Origin of the sequence: Tatumella citrea (assembly GCF_002163585.1) — a bacterium.
Classification (GTDB): Bacteria; Pseudomonadota; Gammaproteobacteria; order Enterobacterales; family Enterobacteriaceae; genus Tatumella; species Tatumella citrea.
The window spans coordinates 1,682,944-1,707,584 of sequence record NZ_CP015579.1; the positions used below are offsets into that span (position 1 = coordinate 1,682,944).

The following is a 24,641-nucleotide window of genomic DNA, read 5'->3' on the forward strand; positions in this document are numbered from 1 at the left end:
CTCATTATAGTTCTGCTATTAAACGTTGATGGCTGAATAAGGACTGTTTCTATGCCAGTACTCCCCGGACAGCATTATCTTATCCGTGCTTTTGATCCACATATGCCTCCGGCTTTCCGGCAAAAACTATTATCCCTGGGTCTGTTGCCGGGGACTCGCTTTCAGGCTGGCCGGATTGCGCCACTGGGCGATCCTCTGGAAATCCATACTGCCAGCCTGACATTGATGTTGCGGCAACGTGATTTAAATCTGCTGATTCTGGAACCCTGTGCCGGTTTTTCCGGAGAAAACAGGACATGATCAGAGAACCGTTAACCATTGCGCTGGCAGGTAATCCAAATACCGGAAAAACTACCCTGTTTAACCAACTGACCGGGTCCAGCCAACGGGTGGGCAACTGGGCTGGGGTGACTGTTGAGCGTAAAGAAGGCTTTTTTGTTACTTCAAATGCACTGGTACATCTGGTGGATTTGCCTGGCCTGTATTCGTTGACTATCAGCGTGTCAGAAGCTGCCGTTGATGAACAAATTGCGGCACAATTTATTGTCAGCCAGCAGGCAGATGTAGTGATCAATGTGACGGATGCCAGCTGTTTGCAACGTGATTTGTGGCTGACGCTGCAGTTAAGGGCAACCGGGATTCCCTGCATTATGGTCCTGAATATGATGGATGTTGCCGGGCAACGAGCAATGGCACCTGATGCAGTATTACTCTCTCAACTATTGGGCTGTCCGGTCATTCCCATGATTTCCACCCGGAGTGAGGGAACAGACCAGCTTAAGTCTGCTATTGATCATTTGCAGCGCGGCGCTGAGCAGCCCCTGCCACCAGAACTGATGCCGGTGCCTCCGGAGATTCAGCGTCAGGTGTTGCAGTTGGCTGCAGAGATTAAGCCGGAGTTTAAGCCTCCCTTGCGGGACTGGCTGGCAATGCAGATTCTGGAAGGTGATATTGTTGCCCGCGACTGCCTGCAAAACCAGGAAAGTGAACAGGTATCCGCTGCCGAATTCGCGACTGACGCAGTGGCGTTGCAACTGGCAGCTTTGCGCCATCAGGCCGGAGCACGGATTACCAGTCAGGTTATCGCGGCAGATCAGGCCAGACCGCACCGTCTGACACAGTTTGTTGACCGCATCGCCATGGATCGCTTTCTGGGATTGCCGCTGTTTCTGCTGATGATGTACCTGATGTTCTTTCTGGCGATTAATGTGGGTGGAGCATTACAGCCGGTGATCGACCAGGGAACGGTCACGATATTCATCCACGGTATTTTATGGCTCGGGCAGTTTCTGCCATTCCCGGTTCAGGTTACTGAGTTTATCGCCTACGGGCTGGGTGGTGGGATCAATACTGTTCTGCCACTGGTGCCGCAGATTGGCATCATGTACCTGCTGATGACTTTTATGGAAGACAGTGGCTATATGGCCCGGGCGGCCTTTGTGATGGACAGGCTGATGCAATGGCTGGGGCTTCCCGGCAAAGCTTTTGTCCCGCTGATTACCGGCTTTGGCTGCAATGTGCCAGCGGTAACCGGCACCCGTACTCTGGATTCTCCCCGCGAGAGACTGATAACTATGTTGATGGCTCCGTTTATGTCCTGCGGTGCCAGACTGGCCATTTTTGCAGTGTTTTCGTCATTGTTTTTTAAACAGCAGGGTGCACTGGCGGTGTTTTTGCTGTATCTGACCGGCATTGTAGTGGCGATACTGACCGGCCTGTTGTTGAAACATACTTTGCTGCGCGGGGAATCGCGCCCCTTTGTCATGGAGCTGCCGCTCTATCATTTACCTCACCTCAAAAGTCTGGTGCAGCAAAGCTGGCAACGCTTACGGCAATTTATCTGGCGGGCAGGAAGAGTTATCGTGTTGTTTAGTTTGTTAATCAGCGGGCTGAACAATTTCACCCTGAACGGCGAGCTGGCAGGGCCCGGCAATCCCCCCGCATTACAAACCGTTGGCCGTTTTCTGACACCATTGCTGGGGCCAATGGGAGTGAAACCTGATAACTGGCAGGCGACCGTCGGGCTGATTACGGGGGCTATGGCGAAAGAGGTAGTTATTGGCACCCTGAATACACTCTATACTTCTGAACAGAAAGATTTTAACCCTCAGGATTTTGACCCGCTTAATGAACTGCGTGAGGGCTGGCAGGAAACTCTGGACAGTCTGTCATCGACCTTTAGTGTCGGTGCACTGGCAAATCTGTTTCTGGCCAGCCAGGGGGATGCAGAAGCAGACAGCGGTGCTGCTGTACTGATGCAGCAAAAATTTGCCGGAAGCAGTGGCGCATTTTGCTACTTGTTGTTTGTGTTGCTGTATGTACCCTGCGCATCGGTAATAGGGGCTATCAGCCGTGAAAGCCAAAAGCGCTGGATGTGGTTTTCGGTGTTGTGGGGGCTCAGTATTGCCTGGTCCGTGGCGACGCTTGGCTGGCAACTGTGCAGTTTTAGCCAGCAGCCACTCAGTGCGGCACTGATAATCGCTGCCGTGTTACTGTACAACCTGTTGCTGATTGCTGTTTTGTCTCGTTGTCGGCCATCCCCGCTGAAAGCGGTGAACTCTGTCGCTAAATGCAGTGGCTGTGATTCGGAATCGGCTTGTCACTGAATTGTTTTTTCTTCTCTGCCGGAAATGTCCGGCAGGTTTTTTTGCTACAACTTAACCCGGGAATTTTGATGAACAAAGTATCTGCCACTCTTATCCTGCTGTCTGCCACTATGGCCAGTACTGCTTCTCTGGCGGCAACGGAGATAACTGATGCACAGTTAAAACCTTATCCTGCAGCTTCGGAAGGGATGCAACGGCATGTGATGGTTTTACCCCCTCTGAATAATGAACAACAGTATCGGGTCGAACTGGTGATTGGCCGCAAGATGGAAACAGACTGCAACCATTACCGACTGGCTGGCCGGTTAACCGAAGAAACCGCGAAAGGTTGGGGCTACAGTTATTATACGGCGACAGTACAGCCAGACGCGATTTCCACCCGGATGGCCTGTACCGACAGCGCGAAAAAAACCATCCTGGTGACACTGCCTGCTGCTGCACAGCAGTTAATCCGTTATAACAGTAATTTGCCTCTGGTGGTGTACGCACCGACAGATGTTGAAGTCGGGTATCGGGTCTGGCAGGCCGCTCAGCAGATTGTCCCGTCACAGGTTCGTTAATCAGAAGGGCACCGGAGTTCTTCCGGTGCCCCCGGGATTCAGGATTTCGCCAGATTGAGGGCCAGTCCGGGTTTCAGAAGGGCATACATTCCACCGGTCACCAGGCTGCCGATGATAATTGACAGCAGATACATGCCCACATGGCCGACTGCATGAGGGATTGCCAGTACAAACAGACCACCATGTGGAGCCATCAGAGTACAGCCAAAGTACATGGATAATCCACCAGCCAGCGCACCTCCGGTCATGGTGGAAGGGATCACCCGCATTGGATCACGTGCGGCAAAGGGTATTGCTCCTTCTGAGATAAAACACAATCCCAACACAAATGATGCCTTACCTGCCTGCAGTTCCTGGGTATTAAATTTAGATTTTGCCAGCCAGCAGGCAATACCCATCCCCAACGCAGGTACCATCCCGGCCGCCATAATCGCTGCCATCGGGCCGTAGGACTGTGATGCCAGTAAACCTACCCCGAAGGTATAGGCAGCTTTATTCACAGGTCCACCCAGGTCGAAACACTGCATAGCCCCAAGCAATACTCCGAGCAGAACGGCATTCGCGGTAGTCATACTGGCGAGGAAATGTGTCAGTCCTTCCATGACGCGTGCCACCGGTCCGCCAACCACAAAAATCATTACCAGGCCGGTCACCAGCGTTGCCAGTAACGGGATCACCAGTACCGGCTTCAGGGCTTCCATTGAAGTGGGCAGATGGATTTTTTGTGCCAGGAAACGAGCGGTATATCCGGCAAGGAAACCTGCCACAATCCCGCCTAAAAATCCTGCGCCTCCGGTGGCAGCCAGCATACCGCCGATAAGCCCGGGCGCCAGGCCAGGACGGTCAGCAATCGAATAAGAGATATATCCGGCAAGCACCGGCACCATCAGGGCAAATGCTGCTTTACCACCAATTTCCATTAACGCAGCGGCCAGTGTTCCCGGCTGTTTGAAGGCCTGAATACCAAACACAAAAGAAAGCGCTATACACAACCCCCCGGCCACCACCAGCGGTAACATATGAGACACGCCGGTCATCAGATGTTTATACACTGAGGGTAATTCGGTTTTCGTCGCAGAGGAACCGGCGTCAACTTTGCTGCCGTAGAGCGTGGCGGATTCAAGCGCTTCGGTCAGCGTCTGTTCCGGCTTTTTCAGTGTCATACTGGTGCTGGTCCGGTAGAGTCGTTTGCCGTTGAACCGGGCCAAATCCAGTTCAATATCCGCCGCAACGATAACAACGTCTGCCTGTTGGATATCGTCGTCACTGAGAGTATTACGTGCTCCCACCGAGCCGCGGGTTTCAACATGAATGGGGAAGCCGAGTTTCTCCGCAGCAGTTTTCAGAGCTTCTGCGGCCATAAAGGTATGTGCGACACCGGTAGGGCATGCGGTGACAGCCACGATGCGTTGGTTCATAGGATACACCTTATCATTACGTTAATTGTTATTGGGTAAACAGGTGCCTGTAGGTTGCAGGGTACAGAGTCCGTCATGTTATTGTCTGGAGTAGGCGGCTGCCTGCTTAAACAGTTCATCCGACGGGCGAATACCGGTGTACAGTGCAAATTGCTCTACCGCCTGAATGGCGAAAACTTCTGAACCAGTGATCACTGTTTTATTGAGTTCACGGGCGCAGTTAATCAACGGGGTGGTTTCCGGCAGAGCGACCACATCAAAAATAATCTGCGCTGCACCAATTTTGTCTTCACTGAAGGCCAGAGAGTGTTCTTCGCTGCCACCCGCCATTCCTACAGGTGTGGCATTAATCAGTAACTGTGGCTGGAGTGAACCTAACTCAGTGGCCGTCTGAAAACCGCAAAACTCTGCCAGTTGCTCGGCACTTTCTGTATTGCGACTGATGATTCGTCCGTCACGGAATCCTGCGTCTTTAAGTGCACAGGCAACGGCTTTAGCCATACCGCCGCTGCCGAGTAATACAAAACTCAGCTGGTTATTCACCTGGTACTGTTTCAGTAAGGCAGCAATCGCCATGTAATCGGTGTTATAGGCTTTCAGATAGCCATCGGTATTTACAATAGTGTTCACCGAATGAATCGATGATGCTGATATATCCAGCTCATCCACCAGTGGGATACATTGCTCTTTAAATGGCATCGAAATTGCGCAGCCACGGATACCTAACGCCCGGACTCCGCCAATCGCTCCCGGCAGATCTTTGGTGGTGAAGGCCTTATACAGATAATCCAGATCCAGTGCGTCGTAGAGAAAGTTGTGAAAACGGGTACCAAAATTACTCGGGCGCGCGGCCAGTGACATACAAATGGTGGTGTCTTTATTCAGATGACGGGTCATTAGTGACTCCTTGTGCGGTCGGTGATCGCGGTAACTGACGGTGGTGGGGCCAGAACGCGATTCAACAAAGTGAATACTTGCTGTATGACTCATAATGAACTAAAAAGAGGAAGTTAAAAACGGCTGAGTTTTTACCGTAGGAGTTCCGCTTTTATGCCTGAAACACGACTTGAGCAACATTACCGGCGTTTACTTAAATTATTCCCGTCACGTCAGGCCAGCCTGACCCTGGGCAGTCTGGCGGATCAGCTGTGTTGCAGTAAACGCCATATGCGGGGTCTGCTGTTGCGAATGCAGGACGCAGGCTGGCTGGAATGGCAGCCCTCAGCCGGGCGAGGGCATCATTCACTGCTGACTCTGCGTAGCAGTGAACAACAGTTGTTACTGTCAAAAGCGGAACAGTTACTGGATGGCGGGGATATCGGCAGTGCCGTGCAGTTGCTGGATCATGAACAACCACTGGTGGCTTCTCTGTTAAGAAAAAAACTGGGCTACAACGTTCGCCAGGATCACCAGTCCCTGCGTATTCCTTACTACCGGACAATGCCAAACCTTTTTCCCGGCACTCCGTTACGTCGTTCAGAAGCGCATCTGGTCAAACAAATTTTTAGTGGCCTGACTCGCGCTGACCCAGATACCGGGGCTCCGCAGCCAGATTTGGCGCATTTCTGGTCACAACAGGATGAGCTCAACTGGTCGTTTCATCTGCGTCCTGCCATACGGTTTCATGACGGTAAAGAGCTGACCAGCAAAGATGTGGTGGCATCATTGACTCGTAGCGCTGCGATGCCACTGTTCTCCCATATCAGGCGGGTAACTGCCGGGGGCAATCTGACGGTCAGGATTGAGCTCAGCCAGCCGGACCCTCAGTTACCCCTGTTACTGAGTGATATTGCAGCGCTGATTCTGCCTTTTGATTACGCATCACGGCAGAATTTTGCTTCGCAACCGGTGGGTACCGGGCCTTACCTGGTGGCCGAAAATGATCAGTGGCATTTAAGGATGCAGGCCTTTGACGATTATTTTGGTTATCGTGGCCTGTTGGATGAAATTGAGGTTATTGTCTGGCCATTGTCCGGGAACATTGATGAACTGCCTGCTGAGGGGCAAACCGTTGCTTCCCCCGCGGCTACACCAGCGGCCTGGCTCAGTTCCAGCCTGAGTGATATTGAATATACCTCAGGTATGGCCGCCGGGCTCAGCGGAACTCCCGCAGATGTTTCCGGTGAAATGTTTCCGGAGAAAGGGGGTTATTTTCTGCTGTGTGACAGCCGCTCCGCTTACTGGCAACAGATGGAATATCGACGCTGGATCCGTGAACTTCTGAATCCTTACGCATTAATTCAGCGCTTTATTGCGCCGATCCGTCCGTTTTGGGTACCTGCCGGTAGCCTGTTGCCGGACTGGCTTCATACGATGGATGACGGCCCGACCGAACGACCTCCACTGCTGAGCCTTCCATCCGGCGAAGCCACTCTGACTCTTGCATATCACCGGCAGCACCCGGAATTCACGATGCTGGCCTGTGAAATGCAACATATTTTGCAACAGCAAAATATTACTCTGCGGCTGCTGGAACTCGAATATGAACAGTGGGCGCGGGGTGAAGCAGAAGCGGATCTGTGGCTGGGTACCGTGAACTTTGCAGTGCCGGAAAGCTGGAATGTAGGTGCCTGGTTATTAGGTATGCCGTTACTGAAACACTCGGTGTCCGGTGGCGATATGGGGCAATTCGCTGGATGGCAGCAGGGCTGGCGCGATCAGTCACTGAACGGCAAACAACTTGCCCGTGAGGTACTGCGTAATGGATGGTTACAGCCGCTGTTTCATCACTGGATGCGGCTGAAAAGCCCCGGTCATGCCCAGGGCATCCATCTGAATAATCTTGGCTGGTTTGACTTTACACGGGCCTGGATGATACCGCCAGAACCGGAGCAATAACATTACATCAGGCGGCTACGCATCACTTCTCCGCAAAACAGCAGATTTTTTGGGTACTTCTTCTGCCGCTGGCTGATGGCAGCCTGGCAACGGGATTCGGTAGAATACAATGCGACAGACACAGGCATGACCCGGGAGTGAGCAAGCATCAAAGCGACAAATCCGGCTATCATCTGAAACCTCCGGTAAAGTTGTGATTAATCAGCGTAGTTCAGTGTAGCCGAAGCCAGGGATATTTCGGTCAGTAATGTGTTTTGAATGGCTAACGCGGGTAACAACCCGTTTCAGAGTAATCCTAAAACGGGTTGTGGCGGGGAGCACCAGTGGGAAAGTCAGACCTATCTCGCTGACATCTCCGGCTAAAACATCTGAGCAAGATCCAGCTGGCTCATTAGCAGTGAATTAGCGCTGTAATCCACAGGAATAGCTACCACCGCCGGTCCCTGGACATCCATCGCAGCACGCAGGGTGCTTTCCAGGGTGTCAGACGAGGTCACCGCAAAACCTTTAGCACCAAAAGCCTCGGCATAAGCTTTGAAGTCGATAGGACCGAAATCAACCCCGGAAGTCCTGGCATATTTTTTATCTTCCTGAATGGCCACCATGTTATAGCAGTTATCCACCCAGATAATATGCAGAATGTTGACACCCAGTCTGACCGCCGTTTCCAGCTCCATGCTCGACTGCATAAACCCGCCATCACCGGAGACTGAAACAACTTTGCGGCCGGGATCAACCAGTGCTGCACCAATCGCCCAGGGCAGGGCAACTCCCATGGTTTGCTGGCCGTTGGAAATTAACAGCTGACGGGCACGGAAGCTGTACAGGTAACGGGCAATCCAGATGTGAAAGCTCCCCATATCTACGCACAGTGTGACGTCATTATTTACGATATCCTGCATCGCCCGGACCAGGCGCAACGGGTGAATAGCAAACTGCTGCAGGCTGTGGCCTTTTTGCGCCAGCAGTTCTCTTTGCTGTTGGCGTTCCTGCAGGATTCGGGTAGCACCACTGCTAAGCACGTAGCGTTGACTGACCTGCTCAGTCAGTAAATCGAGGGTTTCAGCGATATCGCCGACCAGTTCAGTATCCGGTGTATAGTGGCTGTCACTTTCGGCTGGCAGCACATCAATATGTACCAGTTTTGCAGTACCGGGATTCCATTTTGCCGGTTCATACTCTACCGGGCTGTAGCCAACGGTGATGATCAAATCTGCGTTGCGCAGTAACTGATCACCGGCCTGGTTATTAAACAGGCCAACCCTGCCGGCAAAGCGTGAAAAATTGTTCTGGTCAATAACACCGGCCGCCTGATAGGTACTGGTCACCGGGATTTGGCTGTTATTCAGCAAGCGGCGTACAGCATCAGCATTTTTCGGCTGGCTGGCCATCAAACCCAGCAGCAGGACCGGATCTTTAGCATGGCGGATAAGTTCAGCTACCTCAGCAATCGCTTTTCGCGGTGCGCTGCCTGCAGAAGGTAAACGTGCCGGGAGAACCTGGCCGCTGGCAGGTTCATTAATAATATCCATTGGCAGACTGATAAAAGAGGCTCCGGGCCGTCCGAATTCAGCAGCGCGGAAGCCATTGGCTAACACTTCGGCTATCGCCGATGACGATGTGACTTCAGCTGCGTACTTAGTCACCGGCCGGAACATTGACACGGTATCCATCGTCTGGTGGACCTGTTTCAGGTGGTCCATCCGGCTGACGGCACCACCGATAGCAACAAACGGATCGCCTTCGGAGGTGGCTGTTGCGGCACTGGTTATCAGGTTAGAACAACCGGGACCTGAAGTGACCAGTGCTACTCCGGCTTTGCCTGTCAGGCGTCCAATGGCTCCGGCCATAAACCCTGCATTAGCCTCCAGCCGGACCGGTATTGTAATAATCGGTGAGTCTTCCAGTGAGTCAAACACCCGGTCGATTTTTGCTCCGGGGATCCCGAATACATACTTAACCTGCTGCTGTTCTAACTGGGCGACTACTAAATCTGCGCCACATTTCCACGCTGTTTTTTTGTCTGAATTTTGCAAAATATACTCCTTACTTTTCCGGTATGGCGTGGCTTAACCTTCGACAGACTGAATGGCAGCACTCAGGTCATCGGGATTGAGATCGGCATTACGGAAATCGTTGTCGGCAGGAAAATCGATCACCAGTTTATCGATAGTTCCAAAGGTCAGGCGGCCTTCACCGATAACATAATCCAGCAGATGGCCTCCGCTGCTACGTTGCTGGTTGATAAAATGTTCGTGATAGCCCGCCACATTAACCCCCTGCATATATTCAGGCGTCAGGAAGCCCACCAGTACGCCGTCCTGATGCTCAAAATGAAATACCGGCTGTTCTTCTACGGCCTGCATCATGGGTTTGTAAGGGCGGTGCTGTTGCGGGACGGTCCGCGTATCGGCTTTTTCAAAATGCCCGTCGATACGCAGGGCACAAAACAGATTTTTGCTGGCGATATTCTCATCAATGATCTGATGAATTTGCTGCCGGGTATGCGGTGTTGTAATGGTGTATTCGTGGGTGGGGTTGAAAAATGTCATCACAGCAAACGGTGTTTTCTGTTCTGCGCGGGCAGGGCGGGCAGTACCGTCACTGCGAAGCTGGAACACGTTACTGTTAAAGGCGATCATTTCACCGTCGAGATGGTTAAAGGTCCCCAGGCCGAAATCGCCGTGATCGAGTAACTGACGGATGGTGGTATCACCTTCATAGACACCACTCAGTAATGCACTCATCAATGATGCCTGGTAGATAACATTTTCACCGCGCTGGTGCTGTAGTTTCAGGGCGGCCCGCGTAATATCACTGAGACATGTACAACCGCAACTGGCTGTTTCCATGATGGTTTCCTGTATATGTTGTTCATCACCTTGAGGACTACAGGTTGACAGGAAGCCTTTAACAATACCAATATGATGGGGTGTCCACTTTAAGACGTTTTTGATATGGAATTGCGCCATTTACGCTATTTTGTTGCGGTTGCAGAAGCTGGTAACTTTACCCGTGCAGCAGAGACTCTGGGGATCTCACAACCTCCGTTAAGCCAGCAGATACAGCGGCTGGAGCATGAATTAGGTAGCCCGCTGTTTCGTCGTCTGACCCGCACGGTGGAACTGACTCCGGCAGGTCAGGTGCTATATGAAGATGCTATCAAAATACTGAAAATGTCTGATGCCGCCTTCGAAAAAGCGCGGAGCGTTGGCCGCGGTCTGAGCGGTTCATTACGCATTGGATTTGCTTCCTCCACCGCGCTCAACCCTCAGGTATTTTCGCTGCTGCACAGCTTCCGCGAACACTATCCGATGATTAATCTGTATCCCGGAGAGTTGCATATGGCTGCTCTGGTGAATGAACTGTTGAAAGGCAGCATCGACCTGGGTTTTATCCGTTTACCCTGTGCCCGCAGCCATGAACTGGAGTACCGGGTCATGGATACCGAACAAATGGTCGTGGCTCTGCCGGCGAATCACCCGCTGGCCGGTAAGGCAGAACTCGCGTCACTGGCTGAATTAGCCGATGAAACACTGATTATCTTCCCCCGGGAAATTTCTCCGGGTTTATATGACTCAGTCATCACCGCCTGTACCCGGGCTGGGTTTAATCCGCCGACCGTGGCTCAGGCTCCACAGACAACTTCGGCTATCAGTATGGTGGCGACAGGATTTGGCTATACAGTGGTGCCTGCTTCGCTGGGCAAAATTGATCAGGCGAATGTGCGTTATCTGCCGATTAACGGAACACCGCTAACCGCTCAGGTGGCACTGGCATGGCGCCGCCATAATCTGAGTAAGGCGGGGGAGCATTTTCTGGCGTTGTTGTAGTGAGCTGAGGGGCTGGCGGCGAAAAAATACGCCGCCAGCCGTTATAGCATCAGTCCCTGAAATTGCGGTCTTTAACAATTCTTAGTGGTTCGATGTCACTCTCTTTTTTAATGACCAGCGTCGGATCAGATCGCAGACAGGCGCCGCCGTAATGTCCTCCGACAGTGAAGGTGCAGACCTGAATATAACGACCGGCCACCTGTGGCAGGCACCATAATTGCTGATAAATATTGGTCTGATGGGCGAATTTACCGGCGGTCTCATCCAGTAACTGCTGCTGATGGCTGACCAGTCCGATATTATTCCCGCATCTTCCTCCCACCGGTTTAATTGCATAACCGGTCTGTTTGAGTTCATCATTCACCGTAAAATCGGTATCCAGCAGATACTGATGATGAGGGAACAGTGACCAGAGGATCGGCAGAATCGCTTTATTGCCCGGGATAACCGTCCAGAGTGGTTCGAATACCATCACTTCCGGGCGCAGTAGTACATCCATCAGCCTTACCTGGTCTGCTTCGCCGGTGCGGATAGGTAAGGCCGCAGCGCTGTCAGCTTCACTTTCCTGGCGTAACTGCTCCAGTACTGTTTCCCAGGCCCAGGTTTTCCAGACACAATTCACTTCCCGCTGATCAGCGTCTATTAAACGTCCGGTTGCACTCCAGTGCAGTTCACTAAGGCCATGCAGAATCTTACTGTCAAAACCAGCCTCGCGAAGCGCCTGCTGCATCAGTAATGCATGGTAGTTCTCTTCGACATCGTTATCCTGAAGGATGTGGACAAACGGCAACGCATCGCTGTGCTTCCAGGCCGCTGCCAGGTTCTCTACCAGCCGACGGCAGGGGTCTTTGCCCTCCGTGACTCCAGCTTGACGGGCCCAGTGCCCGAGGATAACACCGGCTTCGGTATGACATGAGGCTGAGTCTGCGTTGTATTCGTAAACTTTAAGGCCCCGGTGGTCCAGGCAGAAATCCAGCCGTCCGGTCACCATATGATGACGCCGCCGTTGCCAGGACAATCTCAGTCGTGGCCAGAGAATCTCCGGAATATCAAACAACCTCAGTAATGAGTCATCGCGCAACACTTTTTCGGTGGCATGCAGATACATCAGGTGAAGTTCGTTGGTAGCACTGATCAGTTCCTGCTCAGCACTGCGTGAAATAGTAAAATACTGATAAGGGTCAGCGTTGATGACATGACCATGGTTGGCAACGATATAGGCGTGCTGAACCGGATCACTTTCATCCAGCCACGGCCCCGAAAATTGTCCTTGCTGGCTGACTTGTTGTGCATGAATATCGAGTAGTGCAGCATCGGTTTGCGGGCGTGGCAGGCTGTCGTTGCTGTCGCAGGTCTGCACCATCCAGCCAAGAATTTCGGTATCATCGAAAGTATCTTTGATATAAAAACCGCCATTTTCACGGCGTAACTCGAGTTCACGGGTCCATTGCTGACCGGCGGGTAACGGGCTGTGAATCACGTTTTGTTCAACGATTTGCACTCTGTCCGCAAATACCCTGGTAATAATGGCCACATGCCCGGTTTCGTCAAATTCGCCTCCCTGTTGCCAGATTAACAAGGCTCCCGATACCGGTGGGCGCTGACTGCCGTTTGCGAACGCCTGCAAAGGCAATATTTCGTCGTTGATGACCTGACGCAGAAAGCGCAATGAGAAAATTTCATAGGCCATTCTGACATCGGTAAACACCATGCCGTAGTTGAGATAAAGAAAACGCCGGGCAAATTCCACACACTGCCATTTGTAACCCATAAATTCGCTGCCCAGAAAACTGCGCATCGAGGCATCATCGGGATATTCTTCACTGTCTAATGAATCATAATCGGAAGAATAGATAGCGACGCCACCGGGGGCATACCCCAGCAGGGTGCCAAACGGTGCATGTTTACTGGTGAGATCCACAGTCATACTTTTTGCCTTATGCCATACAGAATAACAGCCAACGGGCTGTCTGTTGCTGAAGGTTGCACGCAGCGACCCAATGGCCGCTGTTCGTTGCAACATTGGCCCGGAGCAAAATGCTGAGCAGAACGCTCAGCAGATGGGGCGGGTGTCACTATCATAGCACTGTTTTACCCGGATGTTGGTGCAGGCGGGGATTGCAGTAAAGTGACATTGTCACTAATTTTTCGCTTCGCTTTCAGCACCTTTCCCGATCCGGCGGGAGAAGGGCTACGGAAGATTTACAATGATATGGTCAATTCTCCCAGTTTATTCACCAGTGCCATATTTTCTCTATAATCGACCGGGCAGGCGATTACAGTGACACCGTTGCCATCCAGTGCCTGATTCAGCGCTGGCAATAACTGCTCTGCATGGTTAATCAGGCAGCCGGTAGCACCGAAGCTTTCAGCATATTTCACAAAATCAGGGTTACCAAAGTCCACTGAATCATGTGCCCCTTCTTCGATATCCATTTTCCACTTTATCAGTCCGTAACTGCCGTCAACCCAGATAAGCACCACCAGTGGGATTTTTTCGCGGACTGCGGTTTCAATTTCCTGAGAATTCATCATAAAACTACCGTCGCCCATCACCGCTAATACCTTGCGCTCAGGACAGGCCAGTTTAGCGGCTAACGCTCCGGGCAGTGAAAAAGCCATCGTTGATAATCCGTTAGACGTCAGACAGGTCAGTGGCTGCCATGCCGGATACAGACGCGATACCCACATTTTAATCGCGCCGGTATCTGCCAGCACAATATCCTTATCCCCCATAGCGGCACGCATATCAGCAACAATACGTTGAGGTTTCAGAGGGAAACTATTGTCCTGGCGACCATTTTCCAGCTCTTCCAGACGTAGCTGGCGGATTTTGCTCTCAGCAGGTTGTTGATGCAGTGGCGAACTTCCGAGGGCGACAGATAGTGCCTGCAGGCTCTGAGAAATATCGGCAATGACACTGATTTCGGCCGTATAGTGGCTGTCGGTATCCGGCAAAAAGCTATTGATGTGAATGATCCGCTTATCGCCTTCAGGGTTCATTCGTTCCGGGGCAAACTCCTGTAATTCATAACCTATCGCCAGAATCACATCCGCCTTATCGAAGGCAAAGTTTTCATAATCATGGCGCATGAAACCCATCACTCCCAGCGAATGCTTGCTGCGGTCGCTGATTACTCCTTTGCCCATGAAGGTTGTTGCGGTTGGTATCTGAAACTGTTCAACAAACTGGTTCAATGCGTCCGATGCCTTCTGACGTGCAACACCGTGGCCCGCCAGGATGACGGGAAACCTGCTGTTGCGCAATATTGCAGCAGCGGCACTAATCGCCTGGCTGTCCGGCGCTGAAGGAAGCGATTTTACCGGCAGCAAGGGTTGCAAAGAATCCGGAACCGGCATGGCTTCGATATCCTGTGGTACAGCAAGGTAGGTCGCTCCGGGGCGTTCCTGCTGTGCGATACGAAAGGCTTTGCGTACCATTTCGGCGCTGGATTGTGGGGTGAAAATCGTCTCCGCCCACTGAGACACCGGCCGAAACATGGCCGGCAGATCAACTATCTGGTGAGATTCTTTATAAATACGGTTTAATCCTACCTGAGCAGAAATGGCGACCAGCGGACTGGAATCAGTTTGTGCATCCGCGGTGCCGAGCAGCAGGTTGATAGCACCCGGCCCAAGCGTGGCAGTACAGACCCCGGCCTTGCCGGTCAGACGGCCATAAATATCGGCCATAAACGAGGCTGCCTGTTCGTGGCGTACCAGAATAAAACGTATTTTATCAGAGGCAGTGATCGCCCTGACAAATTTGATATTTTCCTCACCCGGAATACCAAAAACATATTCCACCCCTTCAGCTTCAAGGCAGGAAACCAAAAATTCTGCGACATTTCTCGTCTGATGAGTCATACATTTTCTCCAAAAAACGGTTTTGAAATAACACCAGGCAACGGAAATTAATTACCCCCCAGGTAGTACAACAATCCGCCCATAGTGATGATGGAAAATAAGGTGCTAAAAAACAGAATTGAGGCAATCTCCTGTTCTGCAGTGTTGTACTGCACCGCCAGAATGACGCATACCGACGCGGTAGGGATCGCCATGCTGACCACCGATAAGTGCAGTGTCTGACGGTCTGTATGCAGCCAAAGAGCCAGAGCCAGAATTGCCAGTGGTAACAGAATATTTTTTGCGAGTACTGCCAGAACAACCGTACGGTTAATAACGACGTGGTAGGAGTAGAGGATGATTCCGGAGGCAAACAATGCAACCCCGCCGGTAGTTCCCCCAAGCAGTTGCAGAGCACTGCGAATTTGTTCAGGAATATGCAGATTGAGCAGTAATAAGATTAAGGCCAGCAGTGGAGCCCAGACCACCGGCTCCTTTAACGTATGCAGAATATGCTGCATAAATCCTGCATCTTTTCTGTCCGGAGAACCTGCGGAGAGGATCAGTAACGTTACCGGGACCTGGAACAGGTTCATGATAATGCTGCATAAGGCGATGGGCAGGGTGCTGATAGTGCCATACAAATGCCCCATCACCGGCACCCCAACGAAAGGAACCGCCGGACCGGCTATTGCCAGCGCCAGCAAAGCCGCCAGGCCTGAAGGTTGCCGAAAAACATAACGCACCAGCACAAATACCAGCAGGTAACCACCGATCATGCCTGCCATTAATATCAGCGCAATGGTACCCTGAGAGAGCAGTACGGTTCGGGAAAGTCCCATCATTCCGGCGAATAATGTCAGTGGCAGAGCATAAAGCATCACCATCCGGTTAAGTATTGTCCCCTGACCGGAATCAAAATCATGGTGCCAGCCGGCCAGGAACCCCAGTAGCAACGTCACAACGATCGGTAACAGTGCTGCAATAATTAACGTAATCACCATTTCTCCCTGCTATTTTCAGGCGAAATCGCTGGCACTCAGACCAGGACTGAAGGTGAAGTATACAGTAGCCATAATTAACCATTATGTATATACGGTTAATGGTTGTTAAAAGCGATAACCGGGGTTATATGTCTTACGGTAACAGATTGTTGTCGATTATTATGCTGCTTTTAATAAACGTAGATAATTTTGAAAATAGTTACCTGGTTGAAATTAAACCATTGTTTTATTGAAATTTATTGTGATGTGGCAGGGTTGTGTAAATTGCGTGCTTTTCCCGGGGAAGGGCCATGTGCTGACAAATATGAGTCCCCGGAATCTCAGTAGCAGATAGCTGACGTAATTTATGTTACTCAATATATATGGGCTGTGGTTAATGATATTTTATGCTGCCCATATAAATAATATTGATAATTTTCTCTGGGCGGAGAATGACTACCGGTTGCTCCGGGCAGGCTGAAAACTTTGTACCTGCGGATGAATTCCATGCTGCAAATAAAATTGCCGGGGGCTATATTTACAGTAGGTATTGATGATACCGCTCCAAATCCCGTATTTTCTGATCACTGACCCGGACGATAATACTATGGAATTAAAGGATTATTACGCCATCCTGGGAGTAGAGCGTGGTGCAGACCTGAAGGCAATTAAAACTGCCTATCGTCGTCTGGCACGCAAATACCACCCGGATGTGAGTAGTGAAAAAGATGCTGAAGCACAGTTCAAAGAGGTTGCTGAAGCTTATGAGGTGCTGAAAGATGACCAGCGCCGCGAAGAATATGACACGCTTTGGCAACACCGCAATGACCCTCGTTTTAATTCACAGCAGTCTGCCGGAGAATCATACTCCGCCGGTGATGCTGGTGAACACGCCGATTTTTCAGACTTCTTTAATTCGATGTTTGGCCAGCAGAGGCAGAGACAACAGAACCGTCAGCCACGACCTGAGCGCGGCCAGGATATAGAGACTGAGGTCGCGGTGTTCCTTGAAGAAGCTCAACACGGGGAAACACGAACTGTCCGTTATAGTCTGCCGGTCTACAACCTGTTTGGTCAGGTTGTTCAGGAAATCCCGAAAACCCTGAATGTGAAAATCCCGGCAGGAGTCGGGGACGGTGAACGTATTCGCCTTAAAGGCCAGGGCGTTCCGGGAAGTGATGGCGGACCTGCCGGAGACCTTTATCTGGTGATTCGTATTGCTCCGCATCCGCTATTTGATGTGGTGGGAAATGATCTGGAAGTGGTTCTGCCGCTGGCCCCCTGGGAAGCAGTACTCGGCACTAAAGTATCATTACCCACTCTGCAGGACAGTATTTTACTGACCATCCCGGCAGGAACTCAGGCCGGACAGCGGTTGCGGGTAAAAGGTAAAGGATTGAGTGGCAAAAAACATCAGGGGGATTTGTACGCCATCATCAGGATTGTCGTGCCACCGGCTGGCGATGCGGCCAGTCGTGAGTTGTGGCAAAAACTGGCGGAAGCCCAAACCGGCTATGATCCGCGCCAGGGCTGGGGGAAAAAATAATGGCAACTGTGAATATCCGTTTTACGGTCACTGAGTTTTGTCTGCACACCGGGGTTTCAGCCGCCGAGCTGAACGAAATTATTGGCCTGGGAGTCCTGGAGCCTGCCGCCCAACAGCCTCAGGCTACAGAGTGGTTGTTTGATGAGGATGCCCTGGCTATCTGTCTGCGTGCGCAACGGTTACGCCGGGAACTGGAACTGGACTGGCCCGGTATTGCTGTGGCATTGTCTTTACTCGACGAAATTGATCGGCTGAACACTGAAAATCGCCAGCTTAATCAGCGGTTGTTGCGGTTTATTGCTGAGCAGTAACGAGACTTATCCGGCCTGCAGTCTGCAGAGCCGGAAACTATTGCCACACGGAATGCTTCATGACCAAAAAATTGTATTTGTTGCAGGTTCAGCCGGAAGGAAAAATTCTTGAGCTGGATCCGGATAATGGTGAGCTGCGTACGCTGGTAGACGGACTAAAAACCCACCCGGACGGTATCGCTCTCGACCGGTCTGCCAACAGGTTGTATGTCAGCTATATGGGGGCTGAAATCAGCCCTGACTCGCTGGAATTTTTCCAGGCCGATGGCCGACTGGAATCGATGACAACCGAAGGTACTGACCGGAGGTTGCTGGCAGGCAACGGGCTGTTTGTCACTGGCAAACAACTGGTACATGACGCGGAAAACCACTGGCTCTACTGGTGTGACCGCGAAGGTATGCGGGTATTCCGGGCCAGAGAAGATGGCAGTGAACTTACGGTGCTGGTGCAGGCCGGTTTATTCCCAGCCCAATCCCGTGATTACACTCGTCAGTGTGTCGGAGTCGCACTCGATCATCAACATGGTCATATTTACTGGACACAGAAAGGTCCGTCGAAAGGTGGTAAAGGCCGTATTCTGCGTGCCGGACTGACATTACCGAAGGGTGCCGAAGCGGATAACCGCCCGGATATTGAAGTCGTGATGGCGGATCTCCCTGAGCCAATTGATCTGGAATTTGATGCGGCGGCCGGAGTGATGTACTGGACAGACCGTGGCGATGATGCGAAGGGTGGAAATTCGCTGAACTGCGCCCGGCTGGTGGATGGCCGGTTCACCGATCATCAGATTCTGGCAGACGGGCTGGAAGAGGGAATTGCCCTGGTCAGTGACGCAGAGAGTGGCAGAATGTGGCTGACCGATCTGGGCGGTAATGTCTGGGAATACTCGCTGACCCGTGGTGGCCCGTTAAAACATATCCTCAAACTGGGCCCACTGACGGGCATTACTTACGGCTAATCCCGGCCGGTGTCAGAGCAAAATGGCGGGTTCTGCGCAGCACTGTTGGCAGATGGCTGTCTGTGCCTGCCGTGGTACCCGGCAAAAATGAAACTGACCTGAATCGCAGGGTTTCGGGTCAGCGTGTTACCCTGCCAGTTGCTGCCCGTCCAGTGGTTCCGGTGGAACTGCTGACAGTGCTTCCAGCTGAGCCTCACCTGCGTCATCCGTGGGCAGATAGACTAGCAGACGGGAGCCGTCACGTGGGGCAGAAAACCAGTTCATTTGCTGTAAGGTAATTGGCCCCAGTGCCGGATGAATAAATTGCTTGATATGGTTTTCAATACTGCGAATTTCGTAATTCTGATGCCATAAACGTTGAAAGCAGGCAGACACTGAGAAAAAACGTTCCAGTAATATCTGCCAGCGCGGATCACTGCCATGTTCGGCCATTCCCGCCCGATAGTAAGAAACAAAGAACGACAACATCTGCTCATCGTCAGCACTAAAGCGACTGCGCCAGCGAGGATCGGTCAGAAACAGATACAGACAGTTTCGATCTTCCGGATCGATATCGTCCAGCGGCACTCCCATCAACTGGCAGAAACTGTGGTTATAGCCAAGGATATCGAAATTAGGTTTTTGCATCGCCGCGGGATTAGGCATCAGCGAACGTAACAGCCGTTGTGAAGCCGGACCTGCCTGCTGACAGCCCGCCTGTGCTGGTGTTTCCGGAACCGGTAAACCTGCCAGGATAAACAGATGCCGGGTTTCTGCCGGGGTACATTGTAATGCCTCGCTGACTGAGGCCAGTACGTTAGCAGAAGGTTTCATCTCCCGTCCCTGTTCCAGCCAGGTGTACCAGGTCACTCCGACATCCGCCAGCATCGCGACTTCCTCACGTCGCAGGCCCGGAGTGCGGCGGCGACCACTGCGCGGCAGACCCAGTCGTTGTGGGTCCAGACTTTCTCTGCGGGTACGCAGAAAACTGGCCAGAAGCTGACGGCTGTTTTTGGGCGGAGTTCTTATATCAGACGGAGCAGTAATCAGAGTCATAGAGAGTCCTGCATAGTAGTGCCAGTACCAGTATAAGCAGGTACTGGTACCCTGTTAAATAATCATAAATACTACGGTCAGAAAATAAATAAAGCAATGGAGCACCTATGAGCAATTCACCCGCATCCCCCGGCAGAGCGGGGCTTATTTTACTGCTTACTGCACAAATGTTACCGATGATTGACACATCGATTACTAATGTCGCGCTGGATTCAATTACCCGTTCACTATCCACCACGGCGACAGACCTGGAACTGATTGTCGCCTTGTACGGGGTGGCATTTGCGGTATGCCTGGCGGTCGGCAGCAAACTGGGTGATAACTACGGACGCCGCCGGGTACTTACTACAGGAGTGCTGCTGTTTGGTCTGGCGTCACTGTTTTGTGGCCTGGCCGGCAATGTACATTTGCTGCTGTTGTCACGGACCTTGCAGGGAATTGGCGCGGCAATGATACTTCCGCAGATACTGGCAACGCTGCATGTCACCCTGAAAGGTACTGCCCACGCCCGTGCTATCAGTCTGTACAGTGGCATTGGGGGTATTGCCTTTATCATCGGCCAGGTCGGGGGAGGCTGGCTGGTATCTGCTGATTTTGCCGGACTGGGCTGGCGAAACGCTTTTTTTATTAATGTGCCGATCTGCCTGGTGGTATTGCTGTTAAGTCATCGCTATATCCCGGAAACACGTAATGAGCATCCATCGCGTATTGACTGGCAGGGCAGCGGTTTTCTGGCAGTGATCCTTTGCTGTTTACTGTTTCCCCTGGCACTGGGCCCTTCACTGCACTGGCCCTGGCAGATGCAGCTGGCATTGCTGGTGACGATACCGCTGGCGTTGTTGATGCGTCAGGGGGCAGTCAGACAGCAACTTCGCGGACAACAACCATTACTGCCTCCCCGGTTACTGAAATTGCCGACGGTTCGTTTCTCGTTACTGATTGCATTGCTGTTTTTTACCTGCTGGTCAGGCTTTATGTTCTGTATGGCGCTGACATTGCAGGCCGGTGCAGGTCTGGGGCCTATGCAGTCGGGAAATAGTTTTATTATCCTGGGGATTTCTTATTTCCTGGCAGCGTTAGTGGCGCCAAAACTGATCCGCCGTCACTCCATTGTCCCGGTATTATTAGGAGGCATTGCGGTTCAGGTGATAGCGATTCTGGTGCTGATTGCCACACTGCACTGGTGCGGTAACAACCTGACAGGGCTGGATATTGCCCCCGGGACACTGTTGATGGGGTGTGGTCAGGCGATAATTGTAAACAGCTTCTATCGTATCGGGATGCGGGAAATCCAGACCAGTGATGCAGGGGCAGGCAGTGCTATCCTGAGTACGCTGCAGCAGGCGATGCTGGGTCTGGGCCCGGCAGCTGCCGGGGCCATTTATCTGCACCTGCACCATAACAATCACGGTAATTATGCACTGGCAATGTCAGGTTTTCTGGTGGCAGAAATGCTGATGATGTTTTTGCTGGCAGCAGCTACGATGTATAACCGCAAACTGCTGCATGAAACAGAACATGTACCTGAGGCCGTGGTGGTACCTGCAGACTGACCTGAACAAGGGATTATCATCCCGCCGTCAGCTGGCGGCGGGATGTTCAAAGGAAACAGTGGATGCTTAAAGAGAATTTTAACGAACTTCAGCAGTTCCTGGTGGTGGCCAGTGAGCGTAGTTTTACCCGTGCGGCTGCACGGCTTGGGGTGTCGCAGTCTGCTCTGAGCCATGCGATGAAAGCCCTTGAATCCCGGCTTAATCTGCGGTTACTGACCAGAACGACCCGCAGTGTGGCACCGACGGAAGCCGGAGAAAAACTGATTGCCTGTCTGCAACCGCGGCTGGATGAGCTGGAACGTGAGCTGGATATGCTGTTGCATGTCAGCGGAAAACCCTCGGGAAGCCTGCGCTTGTCCGTCAGTGATCATGCCTTACGTACCTTGCTGTGGCCGAAAGTGAAACCCTTCCTGCAGAAGTACCCGCAAATTAATCTGGAGCTGGTGGCCGATAACAGTTTTGTGGATATTGTCGAGGGTCGTTTTGATGCAGGGATCAGGCTCGGAGAAAGCATCGAAAAAGATATGGTTGCTGTACGTATCGGTCCTGACTTTCGCATGGTGGTGGTCGGAGCCCCTGACTATTTTGCCAGCCACGGTATTCCTCAGATCCCACAGGATTTACAGCAACATATCTGCCTGAATATGCGGTTACCCAGCGTCGGTGGAGTGTATCACTGGGAGTTTGCCGTAGAGGGCAAACTTATGCGGGTAAAAACAGAAGGGCAGCTTATCCTGAATTCGCTGAGTGAGCGGATTGATGCAGCTGTTTCAGGGCTTGGACTGGCATTTGTTCCGGAAGATATGGTTACAGAACAACTGAATGACGGCCGCCTGGAACTGGCGCTTGAAAACTGGTGCCCGACGTTTCCCGGCTACTACCTCTACTATCCCAGCCGCCGACAACATCCCCCTGCGTTCAGCCTGCTGATAGAGGAACTGCGCTGGCAGCCTGTTACTGGCTAAACGGCAGATCATAATAGCGATTCAGAAACATATTTACAGGCTATAACCGCTCCCTGAATGGAGCGGGTGTAACCTGCAATCAGCTTGTCTGCAGAGCTTTCTCTCTGACCCATTGCTGTAACAATTGTGCATCGCTGCTGAGCTCAGTATCTTCTCTGGTGCACAGATAATAATCACGACCATCATCTATGGGTAAATCGAATATTTTGACCAGTACTCCCTGTTCCAGCAGATGACTAATCATAGGTTCACGCATTAAGGCACAACCCATTCCCGCCTGTACTGCCGCCAAAGTCAGTAAACCATCCTCAAATAGCGGGCCACCATGACGGATGAACTTCACTCCCTGAAGAGTAAACCACCGGGCCCAGGTATCGCGCTCTTCGTCATGCAGTAACGGCATCTGTGCAAGACGTTGTGGGCTGTCGATGTCTCCGTGTAAATGAAGAAATTGTTTACTGCAAACAGGAATCATTTTTCCGGAAATTAACTTTTCGGCCTGATAGCCCTTCCAGTGACCGCTGCCAAAACGAATAGACATATCTGAAGCATCACTGAGGTAGTTACGATGATTTGCATAGACCACATTAATTTCAGTACCGGCACATCGCGCCATAAAGCCCGGTAAACGTGGAATAAACCAACCCATACCAAATAAAGGGATGAGGCTGATAGTCACCTGGCGATGCCGGCCCTGTTCTGATATGGATTCTGTGGCCTGACGCAGCACCGAGAAGGCCGAGCGGATTGAACGATAATATTCACGACCTTCGGTACTTAAGATGAGCCTGCGACCCTGACGAGCTGTCAGAGGTTTGCTGAGATAATTTTCCAGAACTTTTAGCTGATGGCTGACGGCTGACGGAGAAATTTGTAATTCTCTGGCGGCCACATTAATGCCGCCGAGCCGGGCAATGGCTTCAAATACTCTGACCGCCCGCAAAGGTGGATCGTGGGGCATCGCGGTGGTGGGCTCAGAGTCACTCAATGCTGATTGTTCTGTTTTTTTCATATGATTATTTATTTTTTACCGGGAAATTAAATAACATTTTTAAAAAAGTAATAAATACAATGACTTGCTTGGATTCTATTTTCTAATAAGAAATAATATATCCGTATTTCACAATTAATTTCAATTAAACGATGTTATGCCCATGACGAGTCCCCCGGAATGAGCAATGAGCACTTTTCTTCAGCAAATAATAAATGGCCTGATATCTGGCAGTATCTACGGACTGATCGCCCTTGGCTACAGCATGGTCTACGGAATACTCAGGATCATCAATTTCGCCCATGGCGATATTTTAATGGTGGGCACCCTGAGCGCTTATTCAGTTCTTCAGTTTCTGAGTCTGCATTTCCCTACAATGAATCCTTTGCTTATGTTGGTTATTGCGTTGCTGTCAGCGATGGCTGTCTGCATGCTGCTGGCTATTTCAGTTGAGCGATTTGCATATCGCCGCCTGCGTCATTCTTCCCGGCTGGCTCCGCTAATCAGTGGTATCGGTATCTCGGTAGTGTTGGAGACGTTGGCGATGATCATCTGGAACCGTGACCCTAAAATGTTCCCGCAGATCTTGTCTATGGACCCGATAGCTCTGACTGTCGGCAGCGCCACTCAGGCACCGGTAATTATCACTGAAACCGGCATTGTTACCCTGGTAGTCGCACTGATGGCTATGGGCGGGTTGTGGCTGTTAGTCGAAACGACGCGACTTGGGCGTGGAATGCGCGCCGTCTCAGAAAATCCGTCAGTGGCGCAATTGATGGGGGTCAATACTGACACCATTATCCGCCGTACGTTTGCCATTGGCGGAGCCTTTGCTGCTCTGGCCGGAGTGATGATGGCCAGTAATTTCGGGAGTGCAGATTTTTCTATGGGTTTTGTTCCCGGAATCAAAGCTTTTACTGCCGCAGTGCTTGGCGGGATCGGAAATATTCGTGGGGCAATGCTAGGTGGATTGCTGCTTGGACTGATTGAGTCACTGGGTTCCGGATATCTTTCTGATCTGACAGACGGTGTTATTGGCAGCAATTACCAGGATATTTTTTCCTTTCTGGTACTGATTACTGTGCTGGTATTTCGTCCTTCTGGCTTGTTGGGTGAGCGTGTTGCTCATCGCGCCTGAGGAGAAACAATGAAACTGTTTAATCTGAAATACCATAAGACAGTACGTTTGGTGGTGCT

21 protein-coding genes are annotated in these 24,641 nt (G+C 51.6%); 11 read left to right on the forward strand and 10 right to left on the reverse strand.

All coding sequences use genetic code 11. From position 1 onward, the window contains the following. Nucleotides 1–51 precede the first annotated feature (51 nt). From A7K98_RS08015 to eco, 3 genes are all read left to right on the forward strand, one after another. Nucleotides 52–300 carry a FeoA domain-containing protein gene (locus tag A7K98_RS08015; protein WP_087488074.1) on the forward strand — a complete coding sequence of 83 codons (249 nt, stop codon included), beginning with the start codon at nt 52–54 and terminating at the stop codon, nt 298–300. Continuing rightward, on the forward strand, nt 297–2,606 hold the full coding sequence (gene feoB / locus A7K98_RS08020) for a Fe(2+) transporter permease subunit FeoB (protein WP_087488075.1): 2,310 nt from the start codon (nt 297–299) through the stop codon (nt 2,604–2,606). Before A7K98_RS08015 ends, feoB begins: the two co-directional genes overlap by 4 nt. 68 nt (nt 2,607–2,674) lie before the next feature. Then, nucleotides 2,675–3,166 carry a serine protease inhibitor ecotin gene (gene eco, locus A7K98_RS08025; protein ID WP_087488076.1) on the forward strand — a complete coding sequence of 164 codons (492 nt, stop codon included), beginning with the start codon at nt 2,675–2,677 and terminating at the stop codon, nt 3,164–3,166. Between the two features lie 38 nt (nt 3,167–3,204). Here the strand turns inward: eco and A7K98_RS08030 are convergent, their stop codons facing one another. Then, the gene (locus A7K98_RS08030; protein WP_087488077.1) at nt 3,205–4,584 is read right to left on the reverse strand and encodes a fructose-specific PTS transporter subunit EIIC; all 1,380 of its coding nucleotides are present in this window, start codon (nt 4,582–4,584) and stop codon (nt 3,205–3,207) included. 78 nt (nt 4,585–4,662) lie between these two features. Further along, nucleotides 4,663–5,481 (reverse strand): shikimate 5-dehydrogenase, encoded by an 819-nt coding sequence (locus A7K98_RS08035; protein ID WP_087488078.1) that lies wholly within the window; start codon nt 5,479–5,481, stop codon nt 4,663–4,665. Nucleotides 5,482–5,634: 153 nt separating this feature from the next. Between A7K98_RS08035 and A7K98_RS08040 the strand changes: the two genes are divergently transcribed. Next, nucleotides 5,635–7,422, forward strand: coding sequence for an SgrR family transcriptional regulator (locus A7K98_RS08040; RefSeq protein WP_087488079.1), 1,788 nt, complete (start codon nt 5,635–5,637; stop codon nt 7,420–7,422). Between the two features lie 2 nt (nt 7,423–7,424). Here the strand turns inward: A7K98_RS08040 and A7K98_RS21295 are convergent, their stop codons facing one another. The 3 genes from A7K98_RS21295 to budA all read right to left on the reverse strand — a co-directional run bounded on the left by A7K98_RS21295 (nt 7,425) and on the right by budA (nt 10,274). Beyond that, nucleotides 7,425–7,595 (reverse strand): hypothetical protein, encoded by a 171-nt coding sequence (locus A7K98_RS21295; RefSeq protein ID WP_157665905.1) that lies wholly within the window; start codon nt 7,593–7,595, stop codon nt 7,425–7,427. 186 nt (nt 7,596–7,781) lie between these two features. After that, entirely contained in the window at nt 7,782–9,458 is a 1,677-nt protein-coding gene (alsS, locus tag A7K98_RS08045; protein ID WP_087488080.1) for an acetolactate synthase AlsS, read from the reverse strand. Between the two features lie 33 nt (nt 9,459–9,491). Continuing rightward, on the reverse strand, nt 9,492–10,274 hold the full coding sequence (budA, locus tag A7K98_RS08050) for an acetolactate decarboxylase (protein ID WP_087488081.1): 783 nt from the start codon (nt 10,272–10,274) through the stop codon (nt 9,492–9,494). 105 nt (nt 10,275–10,379) lie between these two features. Here budA and A7K98_RS08055 point away from each other — a divergent pair, with 105 nt between their 5' ends. Further along, nucleotides 10,380–11,255 carry a LysR family transcriptional regulator gene (locus A7K98_RS08055; RefSeq protein ID WP_087488082.1) on the forward strand — a complete coding sequence of 292 codons (876 nt, stop codon included), beginning with the start codon at nt 10,380–10,382 and terminating at the stop codon, nt 11,253–11,255. A gap of 49 nt (nt 11,256–11,304) precedes the next feature. Here A7K98_RS08055 and gss read toward each other — a convergent pair whose 3' ends face one another. The 3 genes from gss to A7K98_RS08070 all read right to left on the reverse strand — a co-directional run bounded on the left by gss (nt 11,305) and on the right by A7K98_RS08070 (nt 16,105). Further along, nucleotides 11,305–13,182 carry a bifunctional glutathionylspermidine amidase/synthase gene (gene gss, locus A7K98_RS08060; RefSeq protein WP_087488083.1) on the reverse strand — a complete coding sequence of 626 codons (1,878 nt, stop codon included), beginning with the start codon at nt 13,180–13,182 and terminating at the stop codon, nt 11,305–11,307. Nucleotides 13,183–13,457: 275 nt separating this feature from the next. Next, nucleotides 13,458–15,122, reverse strand: a complete 1,665-nt coding sequence (locus tag A7K98_RS08065; RefSeq protein ID WP_087488084.1) for an acetolactate synthase large subunit — start codon at nt 15,120–15,122, stop codon at nt 13,458–13,460. A 47-nt stretch (nt 15,123–15,169) separates the two neighbouring features. Next, nucleotides 15,170–16,105 carry an AEC family transporter gene (locus A7K98_RS08070; RefSeq protein WP_232461607.1) on the reverse strand — a complete coding sequence of 312 codons (936 nt, stop codon included), beginning with the start codon at nt 16,103–16,105 and terminating at the stop codon, nt 15,170–15,172. Nucleotides 16,106–16,691: 586 nt separating this feature from the next. Between A7K98_RS08070 and cbpA the strand changes: the two genes are divergently transcribed. Genes cbpA through A7K98_RS08085 form a run of 3 tightly spaced genes read left to right on the forward strand, consistent with a single transcriptional unit; the run spans nt 16,692 to nt 18,900 of the window. Further along, entirely contained in the window at nt 16,692–17,630 is a 939-nt protein-coding gene (gene cbpA / locus A7K98_RS08075; RefSeq protein WP_087490421.1) for a curved DNA-binding protein, read from the forward strand. After that, complete coding sequence (gene cbpM / locus A7K98_RS08080) at nt 17,630–17,941, forward strand: chaperone modulator CbpM (RefSeq protein ID WP_087488085.1); 312 nt, start codon at nt 17,630–17,632, stop codon at nt 17,939–17,941. Before cbpA ends, cbpM begins: the two co-directional genes overlap by 1 nt. A gap of 59 nt (nt 17,942–18,000) precedes the next feature. Further along, on the forward strand, nt 18,001–18,900 hold the full coding sequence (locus tag A7K98_RS08085; protein WP_087488086.1) for an SMP-30/gluconolactonase/LRE family protein: 900 nt from the start codon (nt 18,001–18,003) through the stop codon (nt 18,898–18,900). 126 nt (nt 18,901–19,026) lie between these two features. On the opposite strand, the gene A7K98_RS08090 is transcribed toward A7K98_RS08085, so the two are convergent. Continuing rightward, nucleotides 19,027–19,935, reverse strand: a complete 909-nt coding sequence (locus A7K98_RS08090) for a helix-turn-helix transcriptional regulator (protein WP_087488087.1) — start codon at nt 19,933–19,935, stop codon at nt 19,027–19,029. Between the two features lie 107 nt (nt 19,936–20,042). On the opposite strand from A7K98_RS08090, the gene A7K98_RS08095 reads away from it, so the two are divergent. After that, nucleotides 20,043–21,488, forward strand: coding sequence for an MFS transporter (locus tag A7K98_RS08095; protein WP_087488088.1), 1,446 nt, complete (start codon nt 20,043–20,045; stop codon nt 21,486–21,488). Nucleotides 21,489–21,550: 62 nt separating this feature from the next. After that, entirely contained in the window at nt 21,551–22,453 is a 903-nt protein-coding gene (locus tag A7K98_RS08100) for a LysR family transcriptional regulator (RefSeq protein WP_087488089.1), read from the forward strand. A gap of 79 nt (nt 22,454–22,532) precedes the next feature. Here the strand turns inward: A7K98_RS08100 and A7K98_RS08105 are convergent, their stop codons facing one another. Beyond that, a complete protein-coding gene (locus A7K98_RS08105; RefSeq protein ID WP_087488090.1) occupies nt 22,533–23,465 on the reverse strand; it encodes a LysR substrate-binding domain-containing protein in 933 nt (310 codons plus the stop codon). Nucleotides 23,466–23,631: 166 nt separating this feature from the next. Here A7K98_RS08105 and A7K98_RS08110 point away from each other — a divergent pair, with 166 nt between their 5' ends. Beyond that, a complete protein-coding gene (locus A7K98_RS08110; protein WP_087488091.1) occupies nt 23,632–24,582 on the forward strand; it encodes a branched-chain amino acid ABC transporter permease in 951 nt (316 codons plus the stop codon). Nucleotides 24,583–24,641: the final 59 nt, after the last annotated feature.